The organism is Paraburkholderia sp. BL10I2N1, assembly GCF_004361815.1.
In the GTDB taxonomy this organism is placed as follows: Bacteria; Pseudomonadota; Gammaproteobacteria; order Burkholderiales; family Burkholderiaceae; genus Paraburkholderia.
The window spans coordinates 2,107,249-2,122,280 of record NZ_SNWA01000001.1; the positions used below are offsets into that span (position 1 = coordinate 2,107,249).

Consider the following 15,032-nt stretch of genomic DNA (forward strand, 5'->3'; position numbering starts at 1 on the left):
TATGGTTACCACGGATACGACTCTCGCCGAAGCCGAAATCCTGCTGGCGCAGCCACGTGGGTTTTGTGCAGGCGTCGATCGTGCGATCGAAATCGTCGAGCGTGCCATCAAGCTGCACGGCTCGCCTATCTATGTGCGGCACGAAATCGTCCATAACGCCTATGTCGTCGAGGATCTGCGCAAAAAGGGCGCAATCTTTATCGAGCAGCTGGAGGAAGTTCCGGCAGGCAATACGGTGATTTTCAGTGCACACGGCGTGTCGAAGGCTGTACGTGCGGAAGCCGAGTCGCGCGGCCTGCGCGTGTACGACGCCACCTGTCCGCTCGTGACCAAGGTGCATATCGAAGTCGCGAAAATGCGTCAGGACGGCTTCGATATTGTGATGATCGGCCACAAGGGACACCCGGAAGTCGAAGGCACGATGGGTCAGGCCGGAGAAGGCATGCATCTCGTCGAAGATATCGAGGACGTGCAGGCGCTGGCGCTGGCCGATCCCGAGCGGATCGCCTTCGTCACGCAGACCACGCTGTCGGTTGACGACGCGGCCGAAATCATCGGCGCGCTGAAGGCGAAATATCCGCTAATCCGCGAGCCGAAGAAGCAGGACATCTGCTATGCAACGCAAAACCGTCAGGACGCGGTCAAGTTCATGGCGCCCCAGTGCGACGTGGTGATCGTCGTCGGCAGCCCGAACAGTTCGAACTCGAACCGGCTGCGTGAAGTGGCCGAAAAGCGCGGTATTCCGTCCTACATGGTGGATTCGCCGGACCAGATCAATCCGGGCTGGATCGCCGGCAAGCGCCGCATCGGCGTTACGGCAGGTGCATCGGCACCGGAAGCGCTGGCTCAGGCCGTCATCGGTCGCCTGCACGAGCTGGGCGTGCGCAACGTGCGCGCGCTCGATGGCATCGAGGAAAACATCGCGTTTCCGTTGCCGCGCGGGCTGGGGTTGCCGGCCTGAAACTGACGCAGAGCGAGGCTCTCATTGCACGATAAAAAGCGCGCCTTCGTGGCGCGTTTTTTTCGCGTCGAGGCGGAAGGGCTTCCTGAAATAAAAGGTGTCACATCATACAAAAACGGTTGTCCAATCCGTTCCCGCGGCAGATTTTTCGACTTTTCCGGGGAAATATCCGGGGTTATTTTTATGATCGCGCCCCGTTTGTTTTCGCAATATCAATCTGATTGTAATCATATGCACCATATTTGTGCATCAGCTCCGCCGATTATAGAAAACAGATTGAATCGCTCGAACCACGGTGGAATCGGGTCTTAAGCGCGATTCCCGCAACACTTGATGCCCGGGGCGTCGAAGCTGGTGCAACTGATGCACGAAAAACAATCGCAACCAGGTTGCGCCCATGCCCATCTATTGCTCTCAAAATACGGTTGCAATGCAGGAAAACCCTGCCGGTTCAACAATATTGCCCGTCGCATAATTGGAGTTACAATGCGCGCGTTCTCAAGGCCTGAGGGCCACGAACATTGGATTTTGCAAGGCGTGGGAGACCTATTTAATGCGAGTCAAGTTTGCTCACGCCGTGACCATCGCGGCCGCGGTTGCGCTGCTGGCCGCGTGCAGCAAGAAAGGTGATGGCGAGGCGGGCGCAGGCGCGTCGGCAGCGACCGCTGCGGCGGCGCCGGCAAGCGACGCGACTATCGTCAAGATCGGTCATGCCGCTCCGTTGACGGGCGAGATCGCGCATCTGGGCAAGGACAATGAGAACGGTGCACGTCTGGCAGTCGAAGAAATCAATGTACAGGGTCTGACCATCGACGGCCACAAGATACAACTGGAACTCGACGCGCAGGATGACGGGGCGGATCCCAAAACGGGGACGCAAGTGGCGCAGAAACTGGTCGATGATCATGTCGTCGCGGTGGTCGGGCACCTGAATTCAGGGGTGTCGATTCCGGCGTCGAAGATATATAGCGATGCGGATATCGTGGAGATCTCGCCGTCGTCGACGAATCCCGCGTATACGCAGCAGGGATTCAAGACGACCTACCGCGTGGTCGCGACCGATGCGCAGCAGGGTCCGGCGCTGGCCAACTATGCGACGAAAGCGCTGAACGCGAAGCGTATCGCCGTGGTGGACGATGCGACCGCCTACGGCAAGGGGCTCGCCGACGAGTTCGCGAAGACGGCGGAGGCGAGCGGAGCGACGATCGTCGCGCGCGAGGCGACGAATGACAAGGCTACGGACTTCCGGGCCATTCTCACCAGGATCAAGAGTTTTCAGCCGGACGTCATCATGTTCGGCGGGATGGACGCGACGGGCGGGCCGTTTACGAAGCAGGCGGCAGCGCTCGGTATCAGGGCAAAAATCCTTGGCGGCGACGGCGTATGTACCGACAAGGTAGGGGAGCTGGCGGGAACCGCCGTGCAGAACCTGGTCTGTTCAGAAGCGGGACTTGCGCTTTCGAAGATGGACAAGGGAGCGGACTTCGAAAAGAAGTACGAAGACCGTTTCCACACGCCGGTGCAGATTTACGCGCCGTTCACGTATGACGCTGTGTACGTGATCGTCGATGCAATGAAGCGCGCCAATTCGATCGACGCGCCCAAGGTGCTGGCTGCGATGCCCTCCACCGATTACAACGGTGTAATTGGCCACATCGCATTCGACAACAAGGGTGATTTGAAAGAAGGCGCCATTACGCTTTACGACTTCAAGGACGGCAAAAAAGCGGTCCTCGACGTCGTGAAGATGTGATGACGGGATAGTCTGGCCTGACGGCACCGAACCACCCAAACGGTGCCGTTTTTGCATCCGCATCCGGTGAGCCGGCCGCTGCAACACGGCGGTCATGCAGTCTGAAGCGGATAACCCTTACCGGTCTTTTACATCAGTACCCGCAGTGCCGTTGCGATTCCGTGATTCATCCCCGCCAACCGGCCGATGACGAGCGCGAATCCAGTCGCACGGGCTAAGGAGCATTAAATGGATATCTTCATCCAGCAGATCCTCAACGGACTGGTGCTTGGCAGCGTTTACGCCATCATTGCACTGGGCTATACGATGGTTTACGGCATTCTGGGCATCATCAACTTCGCGCACGGCGATGTGTTGATGGTGGGCGCGATGGTTGCGCTCTCAGCCATCGGGGTGTTGCAGAACCACTTCCCCGGCCTCGGCAATGCGCCGACGCTGGTCATTGCGCTGATCATCGCCGCCTGCGTGTGTTCGCTGGTCGGCTACACGATCGAACGGGTCGCTTACCGTCCGCTGCGCAAGGCCCCGCGCCTCGCCCCGCTGATCACCGCGATCGGGGTGTCGATCCTGCTGCAGACGCTCGCGATGATGATCTGGTCGCGCAACCCGCTGCCGTTCCCGCAACTGCTGCCCACCGACCCGATCAATGTGATCAAGGCCACCGACACGACGCCTGGCGCCGTGATCTCGATGACTGAAATCGTGATCATCGTGGTCGCCTTCCTCGTGATGGGCGGTCTGCTGCTGCTGGTTCACAAGACGAAGCTGGGCCGCGCGATGCGCTCGATCGCCGAGAACCCGAATGTCGCGAGTCTGATGGGCGTGAACCCGAACTTCGTGATTTCGGCGACCTTCATGATCGGCTCCGCGCTGGCCGCGCTGGCGGGCGTGATGATCGCCTCGGAATACGGCAATGCCCACTTCTATATGGGCTTCATTCCTGGCCTGAAGGCCTTTACCGCGGCGGTGCTGGGCGGCATCGGCAACCTCGGCGGGGCGATGGTGGGCGGCGTGCTGCTGGGTCTCATCGAACAGCTCGGCGCCGGCTATATCGGCAACCTGACGGGCGGTGTGTTCGGCAGTAACTATCAGGACGTGTTCGCCTTCATCGTGCTGATCATCGTGCTGGTGTTCCGTCCGTCGGGCCTCTTGGGCGAACGTGTTGCAGATCGGGCTTGATCCGGGCCATAAGGAGTAAATGACATGACTTCAATTCAACCGATCGAGCCGTCCACGACGCTCATCCCTGAACGGAACCGCACGAAGACGCTGACCATCGGCATCCTCACCGCGATCTTCGTGATTGCGGCGCCGATGATCATCGGTGCGGCCGGCGGCAACTACTGGGTTCGCGTGCTCGACTTCGCGATGCTGTACGTGATGCTCGCGCTCGGTCTGAACGTGGTGGTCGGCTTCGCCGGCCTGCTGGATCTGGGCTATATCGCGTTCTACGCGATCGGCGCGTACACAGCGGCGCTGCTGAGCTCACCGCACCTGAGCACGCAGTTCGAGTGGATCGCGCATCTGGCGCCGACCGGCCTGCACGTGCCGATCTGGATCATCGTGCCGCTGGCGATGTCATTCGCGGCGATGTTCGGGGTCCTGCTCGGTGCCCCGACGCTGCGTCTGCGCGGCGACTATCTGGCGATCGTGACCCTCGGCTTCGGGGAAATCGTCCGGATCTTCATCAACAACCTCGACCGTCCGGTCAACATCACGAACGGGCCGAAGGGGATCACGGGGATCGCCCCGGTGCAGGTGGGCGGCTTTAGCCTGGCGCAGACCCATTCGTTCCTCGGCTTCTCGTTCCCGTCCGTGTACATGTACTACTACCTGTTCGTGCTGTGCGCGCTGCTGGTGATCTGGACCTGTACGCGTCTGCAGCATTCGCGTATCGGTCGCGCATGGGCCGCGATCCGCGAAGACGAAATTGCCGCCAAGGCGATGGGCATCAACACCCGTAACGTGAAGCTGCTGGCGTTCGCGATGGGCGCCTCGTTCGGCGGACTGTCGGGCGCGATGTTCGGCTCGTTCCAGGGCTTCGTGTCGCCGGAATCGTTCACGTTCTGGGAATCGGTCGTGGTGCTCGCCTGCGTGGTGCTGGGCGGCATGGGCCACATCCCGGGCGTGATTCTCGGCGCGGTGCTGCTGGCCGTGTTCCCGGAATTCCTGCGCTCGACAATGGGTCCGCTGCAAAACATGATCTTCGGCCATGAAATCGTCGATACCGAAGTGATCCGTCAGCTGTTGTACGGTCTCGCGATGGTCGTCATCATGCTGTACCGCTCGGAAGGCCTGTGGCCGTCGCCGAAGCACGAGGACAAGATTGCGAAACTGGCGAAGCGTGCCGGCAAGAAGCCGGTGCGGGCCTAACGGACAGGGAGCAAAAGAAATGAGCGACAAACAAATCCGTCTGTCCGTGAAGGGCGTGAACAAGCGCTTTGGCGGCCTGCAGGCCCTCTCCGACGTCGGCCTGCAGATCGAGGAAGGTACGATCTACGGTCTCATCGGCCCGAACGGCGCCGGCAAGACCACGTTCTTCAACGTGGTCACGGGCCTGTACACGCCGGATTCGGGCGAGTTCAAGCTCGATGGCACGAACTACACGCCGACGGCGGTGTACCAGGTGGCGAAGGCCGGGATTGCCCGCACGTTCCAGAACATTCGTCTCTTCGGCGGCATGACCGCGCTGGAAAACGTGATGGTCGGCCGTCACGTGCGCACGAAGCACGGCCTGCTCGGCGCGGTGTTCCAGACGCCGGCGGAACGCCAGGAAGAGCGCGAGATCAAGGAACGCGCGCTGGAGCTGCTCGAATACGTGGGCGTGCTGCAGTACGCCGACTACACGTCGCGCAACCTGTCGTACGGTCACCAGCGTCGGCTGGAAATCGCCCGCGCGCTGGCGACCGATCCGAAGCTGCTCGCGCTGGACGAGCCGGCTGCCGGCATGAACGCGACCGAGAAGGTCGAATTGACGAAGCTGCTCGACAAGATCCGCAGCGACGGCAAGACGATCCTGCTGATCGAGCACGACGTGAAACTGGTGATGCACCTGTGCAACCGCATGACGGTGCTCGATTACGGCAAGGTGATCGCTGAAGGTCTGCCGCAGGACGTGCAGAAGGACCCGAAGGTGATCGAGGCTTATCTGGGTGCGGGAGTTCACTGATGGCTACGGCAATGTTGAAAATCAAGGGCCTGCAGGTCAACTACGGCGGCATTCAGGCAGTCAAGGGCATCGACCTCGAAGTGGCGCAGGGCGAGCTGGTCACGCTGATCGGCGCGAACGGTGCGGGCAAGACCACGACGATGAAGGCCATCACGGGTCTGAAGCCTTACTCGGCGGGCGACATCGAGTACATGGGGCAGTCGATCAGGGGGCTGCCGACGCATGAGCTGCTCAAGCGCGGCCTCGCGATGGTGCCGGAAGGCCGGGGCATCTTCGCGCGCATGTCGATTCTCGAGAACATGCAGATGGGCGCGTACCTGCGTAACGACACCGACGGCATCAAGAAGGACGTCGAGCGCATGTTCGGCTTCTTCCCGCGCCTGAAGGAACGCGCGACGCAGTACGCGGGGACGCTCTCGGGCGGCGAACAGCAGATGCTCGCGATGGCGCGCGCGATCATCAGCAAGCCGAAGCTGTTGCTGCTGGATGAGCCGTCGATGGGTCTGTCGCCGATCATGGTCGAGAAGATCTTCGAAGTGGTGCGCTCGATTTCCGCGGAAGGGATGACCGTGCTGCTGGTCGAGCAGAACGCGCGTCTTGCGCTGCAGGCCGCCAATCGCGGCTATGTGATGGACTCGGGTCTGGTGACGATGTCGGGTGATGCGAAAAAGATGCTCGACGATCCGAAGGTGCGTGCTGCTTACCTCGGTGAATAAATGGGCGAATAAGCGGGCAAACAGGCCGGCCTGACTGGCGGGCAAAGAAGAAAGGCCGCATGCGTTTCAGGCATGCGGCCTTTTTCATATCATTTCGCGTCCATTCCGCGGCGCCTGGTCCGCGGGCTGGCCATTCATCGCAGCCGGCACATTCGCGCCAGGTCCGAGACGCTTCCCCAGACTGACGACTTCATCCGCCCGATATCCGAGGGCTTCGTAAAATCCCCGCACGTCTGCCTTGCTCTCCAGCACCTGCAGGTTCACCTTCGGGCAACCGAGCGACGTCAGCGCAGCCTCCGCATGCTCGACGAGACGCGTGCCGATGCCGTGTCGTCGCATGGCCTTATCGACGGCGAGCGAATACAGCCAGCCGCGATGTCCGTCGTAGCCGGCCATTACCGTGCCGACCACACGTCCGTGATCTTCTGCGACAAAGAACAGTTCCGGCTGCGTCGCGAGCTTGTTCGCGATCGACAGATGCGGATTGCGCTGCGGCCGGGTCGCATCCCGATACTCTGGGAAGGCCTCCTGCCACAGCGCGACCACGGCATCGGTATCGGCCGCATCGAAGCGGCGGATCGACAGCGTTGCGGTCGTCATCATGCGCGCTCGCCGTGCTTACAGCGAATCGAGGATGAAACGCAGCATCGCCATCATCTGGTCGATCTCCTCGTTCGTCACATTGAGCGCCGGCATGAAGCGCAGCAGGTTCGGGCGCGCAGCGTTCAGCAGCAGGCCGTCTGGCTGCATCAGGCGCGCCTTCTCGACGATCTGGGTACCGATGTCCTTGCCAAGCAGCAGCGCGCGCAATAGGCCTTCGCCGCGGTCGCCAAGGAAGCCGCGCTGTTCCGACAGTTCGAGCAGCTTCGCGCGCAGATATTCGCCACGCGCCTGCACGCCTTCGAGGAAGCCAGGCGCGGTGAGCTGCGAGATCACCGAGTAACCGACTGCCGTCATCAGCGGATTGCCGTTGTACGTGCCGCCCTGGTCGCCCGCCTCGAACACTTCGACCTCGGCCTTCGCTAGCAGTGCTGCCAGCGGCACGCCGCCGCCGATGCCCTTGCCGAGCGTCATCACGTCTGGCTCGATGCCCGACAGCTGGTAGGCGAACAGCGTGCCGGCACGGCCGCAGCCGCTCTGCACTTCATCGACGATCAGCAGCAGGTTATGCTGCCTCGTCAGCGCGCGCAGTTGCCGCATGAATTCACGGGTCGCCGGTATCACGCCGCCTTCGCCCTGGATCGGTTCGAGCATCACCGCGACCGTCTTGCTGGTAATGAGTCTTTCGACCGACGCGATGTCGTTCAGGTCGGCCTTGGGAAAGCCCGGTACCTGAGGTGCATAGATCGTGTCCCAGCCTGGCTTGCCGCTCGCGGACATCGTCGCGAGTGTGCGGCCGTGGAAGCTGTGATCGAAGGTGATGATTTCGTATGCGCCGTTCTTATGCTTCTTGCCCCACTTGCGCGCGAGCTTGATCGCGCCTTCGTTGGCTTCCGCGCCGCTGTTCGCAAAGAAGACCTTGTCGAAGCAGCTGTGCTGCGTAAGGAGGTTCGCGAGCTTCGCCATCGGCTCGTTGTAGAACGCCGGCGACGGATTGATCAACAGGCGCGCCTGCTTCTCGAGCGCTTCGATCATGCCCTCGTTGCAATGACCGAGACTGTTGACGGCCCACCCCTGGATGAAGTCGAGGTATCGCTTGCCTTCGTTGTCATAGAGCCACGAGCCCTTGCCGTGCGTGAAAACGATTTCAGGCCGGTTCGTGATGTACATCAGCGACTCGATGGGGTACTCATTGAATTTCATGGCGGCGGGCTCCATCCGAAGCAGTGGGGTTGTGCGGGTTGAAAAGGGAATCGGAAAAACAAAAAGCCACGGAGGTCCGTGGCTTTCATGATTCGAACAGCTTGCGCCCTGTCTGGCGCGAATCCGCGACGAAGCCAGCGGCACCCCTAAGGGAGCGGCGAGCGGCGACGTCGGAGTTCGGACTGGATGCGGTTCATGCGCGAAAGAATACGACAACGCAGACACCGGTGTAAACCCATCAATCGCATCCGGCGGCCGACTTTCTGGCCGCCGTGCTCACCGGGGGCTTGCGGGGCGAATCAGACGGGGTTCGCGAGATCGGCTGCGCTCGTGAACGAGTCAGCGTAGAACTCGTCTTCCGGCAGCCCGTGATGCGCGCTGAAATCGCGCTGGGCCGATTCAACCATCACCGGCGCACCGCACGCGTACACCTGATAGCCCGACAGGTCCGGCAGATCTTCGATGACGGCGCGATGAACGAAGCCGGTGCGGCCCGTCCAGGCGTCGCTTGCATCCGGCTCGGACAGTACCGGCACGAACTTGAAGTTAGGAATATCTCGCGCCCACTCTTCGGCGAGTTCCAGCATGTACAGGTCTTTCTTGCGACGCGCGCCCCAGTAAAGCGTCATCGGCCGGTCGATGTTCTTGAAGATGGCGTGTTCGACGACCGCCTTCAGCGGCGCAAACCCGGTGCCCGAGGCGAGCAGCACGATCGGCTTGTCCGAATCTTCGCGCAGGAAGAACGTGCCGAGCGGCGCTTCGAAGCGCAGGATGTCACGCTCCTTCATCGTATTGAACACATGGTCGGTGAACACGCCGCCGGGCATCTGACGGATGTGCAGCTCGACCGGACCCTCGGCGTGCGGCGCATTCGCCATCGAATAGCTGCGGCGCTTGCCGTCTTTCAGGATGAATTCGAGGTACTGGCCGGCGAGATACTGAAGACGCTCGTTGGCCGGCAACTGGAGTTTCAGCACGATTACATCGTCGGCCTTGCGCTCGATCGTGTTGACGCGGCACGGCAGCTTCTTGACCTGCACATCGCCGACACCCGCCACTTCGCGGATATCGATCTCGAGATCGGAGCAGGGCGCAGCACAGCAGAGGAGCGCCATGCCACGGGTTTTCTCATCGTTCGACAGCGCGGACGACGAATGCGCGCGCTGTTCGACTTCACCGCTCACGACGGTGCCTTTGCATGACCCGCACGCGCCATTCTTGCAGCCGTACGGCAGACCGATGCCCTGGCGCAGGGCCGCGATCAACACCGGTTCGTCGGGTTCTACCTGAAACTGCCGGCCGCTTTGCCGGAGCGTTACGTTAAATGCCATAAGTCGATCGAAAACGAAAAGTCGGTAATGAGTGCAAGCCGCGCTTGACGGCTACAATGCGTCCACCATGAAAGCGACACGAATCCTGCGCCGGCCGCGCGTGCTGATCGTCGGTTGTGGCGATGTCGGCATGCGCTGCGTCGAAGTTCTGCGACCGCACGCGCACATTTTTGCCCTGACAACTCAGGCCGCGCGCTGCGCCGAACTGCGCGCCGCGGGCACCACACCGCTCGTCGGCGATCTCGATGTACGCCGCAGCCTGAAACGCCTTGCGGGGCTCGCGCCAACCGTGCTGCATCTGGCGCCACCACAAAAGACCGGCGAAGACGACCGCCGCACCCGCGCACTGCTCGCCGCGCTCACATCGCCGCGCGTCCGGCCTGCACGTGGTGCCGTGACACCGGTAGTGCCGGTTGCGCGGTTGCGTCGTGCGCGCGCTGCATGGATGGAACGCGAAACAAGCCACATTGTACCCGACGGGGGTGGCCGGCTCGCCCGTTCACCCGCCCCGTTGCACATCGTCTATGCAAGCACGACGGGCGTCTACGGCGACTGTGGCGGCGCGTGGATCGACGAAACCCGCGAGGTGCGGCCGGCCAGCGCGCGGGCGAGGCGCCGCGTGTCGGCCGAACAGCAGTTGCGGCGAGCGACGGCGCGCGGTTCGGTCGCGGCCGCCATCGCGAGGATTCCCGGGATTTACGCGACGAACCGCTTGCCGCTCGGCAGGCTGGAAAGGGGCACGCCCGCCCTGATCGATGCGCAAGACGTCTACACGGGCCACATCCACGCCGACGATCTCGCGGCGATTCTCGTGCGCATGGCGACCCGCGGCCGACCGTCACGAGTCGTTCACGCGTCGGACGATACTGAACTGAAGATGGGGGAATATTTCGATGTCGTCGCGGATGCTTACGGCCTTCCACGCGCGCCGCGCATCACGCGCGACGAGGCTGAGCAGCAACTCGAACCGATGCTGCTGTCGTTCATGCGCGAATCGCGACGTCTTCGCAACACGCGGATAAAGCGCGAACTGGGGGTACGTCTGCGGTATCCGACGGTCGCTGATTTCCTGAACTCGAGAAAACCCTGGACGCGGCCCCGCCCGTGAGATCAGCTTCGCCACGAGCCTGCGGCTGGTCAGGTGATGGCCGGTAGTGCTTCCAGAAGCAGGAAACACAGAAGCGCACCGATCAGTACCCCGATGAGATTCGGATGATATCGATGCCGCACATGCATCACCACCAGCAGACCGGCGATGACGGCTACCGCGGCACATACGAACACAATCATCGTGGTCGAAATTTCATAACCCTCATGGATGATCATGGCGCCCCCTCCTTCAATACCCTTTTTAATCTTTGTTTAATTGAGTATAGAGGGAGTTGTAAGGAAGAGCATGCTGCGGCGCAGCGCCACGGGCGCCTTTTGCGGCGGGAGTGTGGGGCATGCAACGCAATGCCGGTGCGATGACGCCAAAGGGGCATTGGAGTGACGGGGCACGGCGGCGTCATACCGTCCGGCCTGGGTGTTTACCCCGTACGCAATGCGTCAAGATCCGCTTCATCGAGCCATTGCCAGGCGCCTTCGGCAAGCGTCGCAGGTAGCGCAAAGCCGCCGATCCGTTCGCGATGCAAGGCCTCCACGCGGTTGCCTGCAGCCGCGACCATCCGCTTGACCTGATGATATTTGCCTTCAAGTACGGTCAGTTCGAGCGCTTGATCGCTGCGCGCGTGCGCCGCAAGCGCGGCGATCGGCTTCGGTTCGCCGTGCAACAGCACGCCGCTGCGTAACGCGTCGAGTTGCACATCGTCGAGCGGATGGCGGGTGGTCGCAATATATACCTTCGGCACCTTGCGCTTCGGCGACGCCATGGCGTGAACGAACTGGCCGTCGTCGGAGAGGAGCAGCAGGCCCGTCGTGTCCTGATCGAGACGGCCGACGCACTGGACACTGCGCGTCGCGAACTGCGGCGGGAGCAGACTGAAGACGCTCAGATGATGCTGTGGCTCGCGCGAGCATTCGTAGCCAGCGGGCTTGTTGAGCAGAATGTAGGCGTGCTCGCGATAGCGCCAGGCCGTACCGTCGACGACGAACGTCAGCGTCCCGGTATCGAACTCTGCGTCGGGGTCGGTGCAGACGGATCCTTCGATCGTCACGCGACCGTCCACAACGAGTGCGCGGCATTGGCGCCGTGAACCGAAACCTTGGGAGAAGAGAACGCGTTCGAGATTCATTGAAGTGCAGGTGAGCGGCAGGGTGCAATGCATGCGATGGACCACATGGTCCATCGCATCGCGTGCATTCTACCCGGCGTGCGGCATTAGCCGACCGGCCGTTCCCGGCTCAACGATACGAACGTCGCATCCATTCAATGCACGCCCGCACGCCGTTCGACGAAGCGCCGCACATAGTCGTCGGCCGGCTTCGTGAGGATTTCGTTCGGTGTGCCTTCCTGCACCAGCGTGCCGTCGCGCAGGATCGCAATGCGGTTGCCGATCCGCAATGCCTCGTCGAGATCGTGCGTGATGAACACGATCGTCTTGTTGAGCGTCGCCTGCAGCTGCAGCAACTGGTCCTGCATTTCCGTGCGGATCAGCGGATCGAGTGCCGAGAACGCTTCGTCCATCAACAGCACGTCGGTATCGGCGGCCAGCGCGCGAGCGAGGCCAACGCGCTGCCGCATCCCACCCGACAGTTCGTCAGGATAGTGCTCGCCGTAACCGTCGAGCCCGACCTTGCCGAGCCAGGTGCGCGCCTTCTCATACGCTTCGGCCTTGCTCTCGCCGCGCGTGCGGAGCGCGTAAGCGGTGTTGTCCAGCACGGTCTGATGCGGCAGAAGACCGAAGTTCTGGAACACCATGCTGATCTTGTAGCGCCGCAGTTCGCGCAGGCCGCGCGCATCGAGTTTGATGACGTCCGAGCCGTCGATCACGATCTCGCCCGCCGTCGGTTCGATCAGCCGGTTGAAGTGCCGCACGAGCGTCGACTTGCCCGAGCCGGACAATCCCATGATCACGTAGATCTCGCCAGAGCCGATGCTGAGACTCACGTCGTTCAGGCCGACGTTGCAGCCGGTTTGTGCCAGCACTTCGGCCTTGGATTGCCCGCTTCTCAACAGGTCGAGCACACGCGCGTGGCCGGCTTCGTGACCGAAGAGCTTGTAGACGTGTTTCACTTCTATCGCTGCCATGTCGTGCTCCTGATTACTTCGCCACGCGGGTTTCGAGGCCGCTTTCCGTATCGCCCGCGGCGTCATCTGCGCGTTCCGTGCGACCGGTTCGATAAGGCACGCGCGAGGCAGCTCTCGCCTTGCGCTTCTGCGCGATTAGCCGGCGTTGGCGCCGATCCTGACCATAGCCCTGACTGATCCGGTCGATCACGATAGCCAGAATCACGATGGCAATACCCGCCTGCATCCCCTTGCCGACGTCAAGTGTCTGAATGCCCGCAAGCACGTCTTCACCGAGGCCGCGCGAACCGATCATCGACGCGATCACGACCATCGAAAGGGCCATCATCGTCGTCTGGTTGATCCCCGCCATAATGCTCGGGCGTGCGAGCGGCAATTGCACATTGACAAGCAACTGCCAGCGCGTCGTGCCGAAGGCGCGCGCCGCTTCGACCACATCGGCGTCGACATAGCGGATGCCGAGATCGGTCAGGCGGATGAGCGGCGGCAGCGCGTAGATGATCGTCGCGAGAATCGCGGGCACCTTGCCGAGACCGAACAGCATGAGCACCGGAATCAGGTACACGAAGCTCGGCAGCGTCTGCATGATGTCGAGCACCGGCAGCAGGATGCGCCGCAGCCACGCGCTACGCGATGTGAGAATGCCAAGCGGCACGCCGAGGATCACCGACAGCACCGTCGCGACCAGCATCAGCGCGAGCGTTTGCATCAGCTTGTCCCACAGCCCGAAGCAGCCGATTGCGTAAAGCAGCAGCACGAAAAAGCCCGCGATGCCGAGACGCCGCGTCGCGTTCCAGGTGATCGCGCCGACGGCGAGCAGGATGAGCCACGCGGGCATCGCACGCAGCGCGCCTTCGAGCGGCACGAGCACATAGCGCAGCAAGGCGGTGCTGAAATCGTGAAAGCTGTCGCCGTAACTGGCGACGAACGATTGCACGTGATCGTTCACCCAGTCGGCGATCGAAAGATGGAAGAAGATTGAATTCATGATGAGCCCTCCGGGGCGCGTGAACGGACGGCGGACAGCGCCATCCGTTCACGCGCAAAGCGTCGTTACGTCGACGGATCAGGCGCCCGCCAGCGCGGCTTGCACCTTCTGTGCGACGTCGTTCGGCACCCATGCCTTCCACATCTCAGGGTGATCGCGCAGGAACTGCTTCGCCATCGTCGGTCCATCGATCTTCTTCGTCGTCATCTCGAGGATGGTCTTGTTCAGAAAGTCCATCGGGAAGCTGATTTTCGAATACGTCGTCATCAGTTCCGGCTCGGCCTGATAGAAAGGTGCCGATACGCCGACCTTCAGATGCGAGACCAGATACGACGACGCGCACTGCGAAGCGCTGTTATCCGCGCGCAGGGTCTCCCAGCACTTCTGGTCGAACGGCGGCATCTTCAGCTGCACGAATTTGTACTTCGCCATCAATGCTGCCGGCTCCCAGTAGTAAAACAGGATTGGCTTGCCGCGTTCGTACGCCGATGCAATCGCTGCGTCGAGCGCCGCGCCCGTGCCCGGGCGGAAGTCGGTGTAGGTATCGTCGAGCTTCAGCACCGTCAGCAAGCGGCGGTTCACCCGCTCGCAATCCCAGCCGGACGGACAGTTCAGGAAGCGGCCCTTGCCCGGTTCCTCATCGTCCTGAAACACGTCCTTGTACTTCGGCAGGTCGGCGACTGACGTCAGGTTCGGGGCGAGTGGCTTGAGGTTGCGCTTCGCATCGCCCTTGACCACATACTCGGGTACAAACCAGCCTTCGTTCGTGCCGCCCGGCAGCGTGTCGCCGATCAGCTTGACGTGATTGTCCGCGACCGCTTTCGCGATGATCTCCGAGCGGCCGGTCCATTGCTCTGACCAGACCTGGAGATCGTTGCGCGACAGCGCGGTTTCGGTCGCCGCGGTACTGCCCGGCACGCTATCGGTGGTGCAGCCGTAGCCCTTCTCCGTGATGAAGCGCAGCACTTCCGACGTGAATGAACCGCTCTCCCACGTTACGCCGGCGAAATGCACCGGCTTGCCGCTCGAACACCAACTGCCCGCATGCGCGGCGGCCGGCCATATCGACGCCGTGGCGAATGCGACGCAGGCCGCGCGCATCCATGGTTTGATCTTCATGC

The 15,032-nt window shown here is 62.0% G+C and carries 15 protein-coding genes; 7 read left to right on the forward strand and 8 right to left on the reverse strand.

The window, feature by feature from the left end:
• The first annotated feature begins 1 nt into the window (after window position 1).
• From ispH to B0G77_RS09875, 6 genes are all read left to right on the forward strand, one after another.
• Window positions 2–961, forward strand: a complete 960-nt coding sequence (gene ispH, locus B0G77_RS09850; protein ID WP_133661969.1) for a 4-hydroxy-3-methylbut-2-enyl diphosphate reductase — start codon at window positions 2–4, stop codon at window positions 959–961.
• A 553-nt stretch (window positions 962–1,514) separates the two neighbouring features.
• Entirely contained in the window at window positions 1,515–2,714 is a 1,200-nt protein-coding gene (locus B0G77_RS09855) for a branched-chain amino acid ABC transporter substrate-binding protein (protein ID WP_133661970.1), read from the forward strand.
• 228 nt (window positions 2,715–2,942) lie between these two features.
• Window positions 2,943–3,893, forward strand: a complete 951-nt coding sequence (locus B0G77_RS09860; protein ID WP_133661971.1) for a branched-chain amino acid ABC transporter permease — start codon at window positions 2,943–2,945, stop codon at window positions 3,891–3,893.
• 24 nt (window positions 3,894–3,917) lie between these two features.
• Window positions 3,918–5,087, forward strand: a complete 1,170-nt coding sequence (locus B0G77_RS09865; protein WP_133661972.1) for an ABC transporter ATP-binding protein — start codon at window positions 3,918–3,920, stop codon at window positions 5,085–5,087.
• 19 nt (window positions 5,088–5,106) lie between these two features.
• A complete protein-coding gene (locus B0G77_RS09870; RefSeq protein WP_133661973.1) occupies window positions 5,107–5,883 on the forward strand; it encodes an ABC transporter ATP-binding protein in 777 nt (258 codons plus the stop codon).
• Complete coding sequence (locus B0G77_RS09875) at window positions 5,883–6,599, forward strand: ABC transporter ATP-binding protein (protein ID WP_133661974.1); 717 nt, start codon at window positions 5,883–5,885, stop codon at window positions 6,597–6,599. Before B0G77_RS09870 ends, B0G77_RS09875 begins: the two co-directional genes overlap by 1 nt.
• Before the next feature lie 84 nt (window positions 6,600–6,683).
• On the opposite strand, the gene B0G77_RS09880 is transcribed toward B0G77_RS09875, so the two are convergent.
• From B0G77_RS09880 to B0G77_RS09890, 3 genes are all read right to left on the reverse strand, one after another.
• Complete coding sequence (locus B0G77_RS09880; RefSeq protein WP_133661975.1) at window positions 6,684–7,202, reverse strand: GNAT family acetyltransferase; 519 nt, start codon at window positions 7,200–7,202, stop codon at window positions 6,684–6,686.
• Between the two features lie 15 nt (window positions 7,203–7,217).
• Window positions 7,218–8,402, reverse strand: coding sequence for an acetylornithine transaminase (locus B0G77_RS09885; RefSeq protein WP_133661976.1), 1,185 nt, complete (start codon window positions 8,400–8,402; stop codon window positions 7,218–7,220).
• Window positions 8,403–8,701: 299 nt separating this feature from the next.
• Complete coding sequence (locus B0G77_RS09890; RefSeq protein ID WP_133661977.1) at window positions 8,702–9,733, reverse strand: CDP-6-deoxy-delta-3,4-glucoseen reductase; 1,032 nt, start codon at window positions 9,731–9,733, stop codon at window positions 8,702–8,704.
• A 67-nt stretch (window positions 9,734–9,800) separates the two neighbouring features.
• On the opposite strand from B0G77_RS09890, the gene B0G77_RS09895 reads away from it, so the two are divergent.
• Window positions 9,801–10,841, forward strand: coding sequence for an SDR family NAD(P)-dependent oxidoreductase (locus tag B0G77_RS09895; protein ID WP_133661978.1), 1,041 nt, complete (start codon window positions 9,801–9,803; stop codon window positions 10,839–10,841).
• A 29-nt stretch (window positions 10,842–10,870) separates the two neighbouring features.
• Here the strand turns inward: B0G77_RS09895 and B0G77_RS09900 are convergent, their stop codons facing one another.
• The 5 genes from B0G77_RS09900 to B0G77_RS09920 all read right to left on the reverse strand — a co-directional run bounded on the left by B0G77_RS09900 (window position 10,871) and on the right by B0G77_RS09920 (window position 15,030).
• A complete protein-coding gene (locus B0G77_RS09900) occupies window positions 10,871–11,059 on the reverse strand; it encodes a hypothetical protein (protein WP_133661979.1) in 189 nt (62 codons plus the stop codon).
• A gap of 203 nt (window positions 11,060–11,262) precedes the next feature.
• Entirely contained in the window at window positions 11,263–11,967 is a 705-nt protein-coding gene (locus B0G77_RS09905; RefSeq protein WP_133664086.1) for a 16S rRNA pseudouridine(516) synthase, read from the reverse strand.
• Between the two features lie 134 nt (window positions 11,968–12,101).
• The gene (locus tag B0G77_RS09910) at window positions 12,102–12,923 is read right to left on the reverse strand and encodes a glycine betaine/L-proline ABC transporter ATP-binding protein (protein WP_133661980.1); all 822 of its coding nucleotides are present in this window, start codon (window positions 12,921–12,923) and stop codon (window positions 12,102–12,104) included.
• A gap of 13 nt (window positions 12,924–12,936) precedes the next feature.
• Window positions 12,937–13,911 carry a proline/glycine betaine ABC transporter permease gene (locus tag B0G77_RS09915; protein WP_133661981.1) on the reverse strand — a complete coding sequence of 325 codons (975 nt, stop codon included), beginning with the start codon at window positions 13,909–13,911 and terminating at the stop codon, window positions 12,937–12,939.
• Window positions 13,912–13,989: 78 nt separating this feature from the next.
• Entirely contained in the window at window positions 13,990–15,030 is a 1,041-nt protein-coding gene (locus B0G77_RS09920) for an ABC transporter substrate-binding protein (protein WP_133661982.1), read from the reverse strand.
• Between the last annotated feature and the right edge of the window lie 2 nt (window positions 15,031–15,032).

What these genes read in the sequence shown, in the direction of transcription:
- ispH (WP_133661969.1), top strand. Translation starts at nt 2, where the DNA reads ATGGTTACCACGGATACGACTCTCGCCGAAGCCGAAATCCTGCTGGCG.
- B0G77_RS09855 (WP_133661970.1), top strand. Translation starts at nt 1,515, where the DNA reads ATGCGAGTCAAGTTTGCTCACGCCGTGACCATCGCGGCCGCGGTTGCG.
- B0G77_RS09860 (WP_133661971.1), top strand. Translation starts at nt 2,943, where the DNA reads ATGGATATCTTCATCCAGCAGATCCTCAACGGACTGGTGCTTGGCAGC.
- B0G77_RS09865 (WP_133661972.1), top strand. Translation starts at nt 3,918, where the DNA reads ATGACTTCAATTCAACCGATCGAGCCGTCCACGACGCTCATCCCTGAA.
- B0G77_RS09870 (WP_133661973.1), top strand. Translation starts at nt 5,107, where the DNA reads ATGAGCGACAAACAAATCCGTCTGTCCGTGAAGGGCGTGAACAAGCGC.
- B0G77_RS09875 (WP_133661974.1), top strand. Translation starts at nt 5,883, where the DNA reads ATGGCTACGGCAATGTTGAAAATCAAGGGCCTGCAGGTCAACTACGGC.
- B0G77_RS09880 (WP_133661975.1), bottom strand. Translation starts at nt 7,202, where the DNA reads ATGATGACGACCGCAACGCTGTCGATCCGCCGCTTCGATGCGGCCGAT.
- B0G77_RS09885 (WP_133661976.1), bottom strand. Translation starts at nt 8,402, where the DNA reads ATGAAATTCAATGAGTACCCCATCGAGTCGCTGATGTACATCACGAAC.
- B0G77_RS09890 (WP_133661977.1), bottom strand. Translation starts at nt 9,733, where the DNA reads ATGGCATTTAACGTAACGCTCCGGCAAAGCGGCCGGCAGTTTCAGGTA.
- B0G77_RS09895 (WP_133661978.1), top strand. Translation starts at nt 9,801, where the DNA reads ATGAAAGCGACACGAATCCTGCGCCGGCCGCGCGTGCTGATCGTCGGT.
- B0G77_RS09900 (WP_133661979.1), bottom strand. Translation starts at nt 11,059, where the DNA reads ATGATCATCCATGAGGGTTATGAAATTTCGACCACGATGATTGTGTTC.
- B0G77_RS09905 (WP_133664086.1), bottom strand. Translation starts at nt 11,967, where the DNA reads ATGAATCTCGAACGCGTTCTCTTCTCCCAAGGTTTCGGTTCACGGCGC.
- B0G77_RS09910 (WP_133661980.1), bottom strand. Translation starts at nt 12,923, where the DNA reads ATGGCAGCGATAGAAGTGAAACACGTCTACAAGCTCTTCGGTCACGAA.
- B0G77_RS09915 (WP_133661981.1), bottom strand. Translation starts at nt 13,911, where the DNA reads ATGAATTCAATCTTCTTCCATCTTTCGATCGCCGACTGGGTGAACGAT.
- B0G77_RS09920 (WP_133661982.1), bottom strand. Translation starts at nt 15,030, where the DNA reads ATGAAGATCAAACCATGGATGCGCGCGGCCTGCGTCGCATTCGCCACG.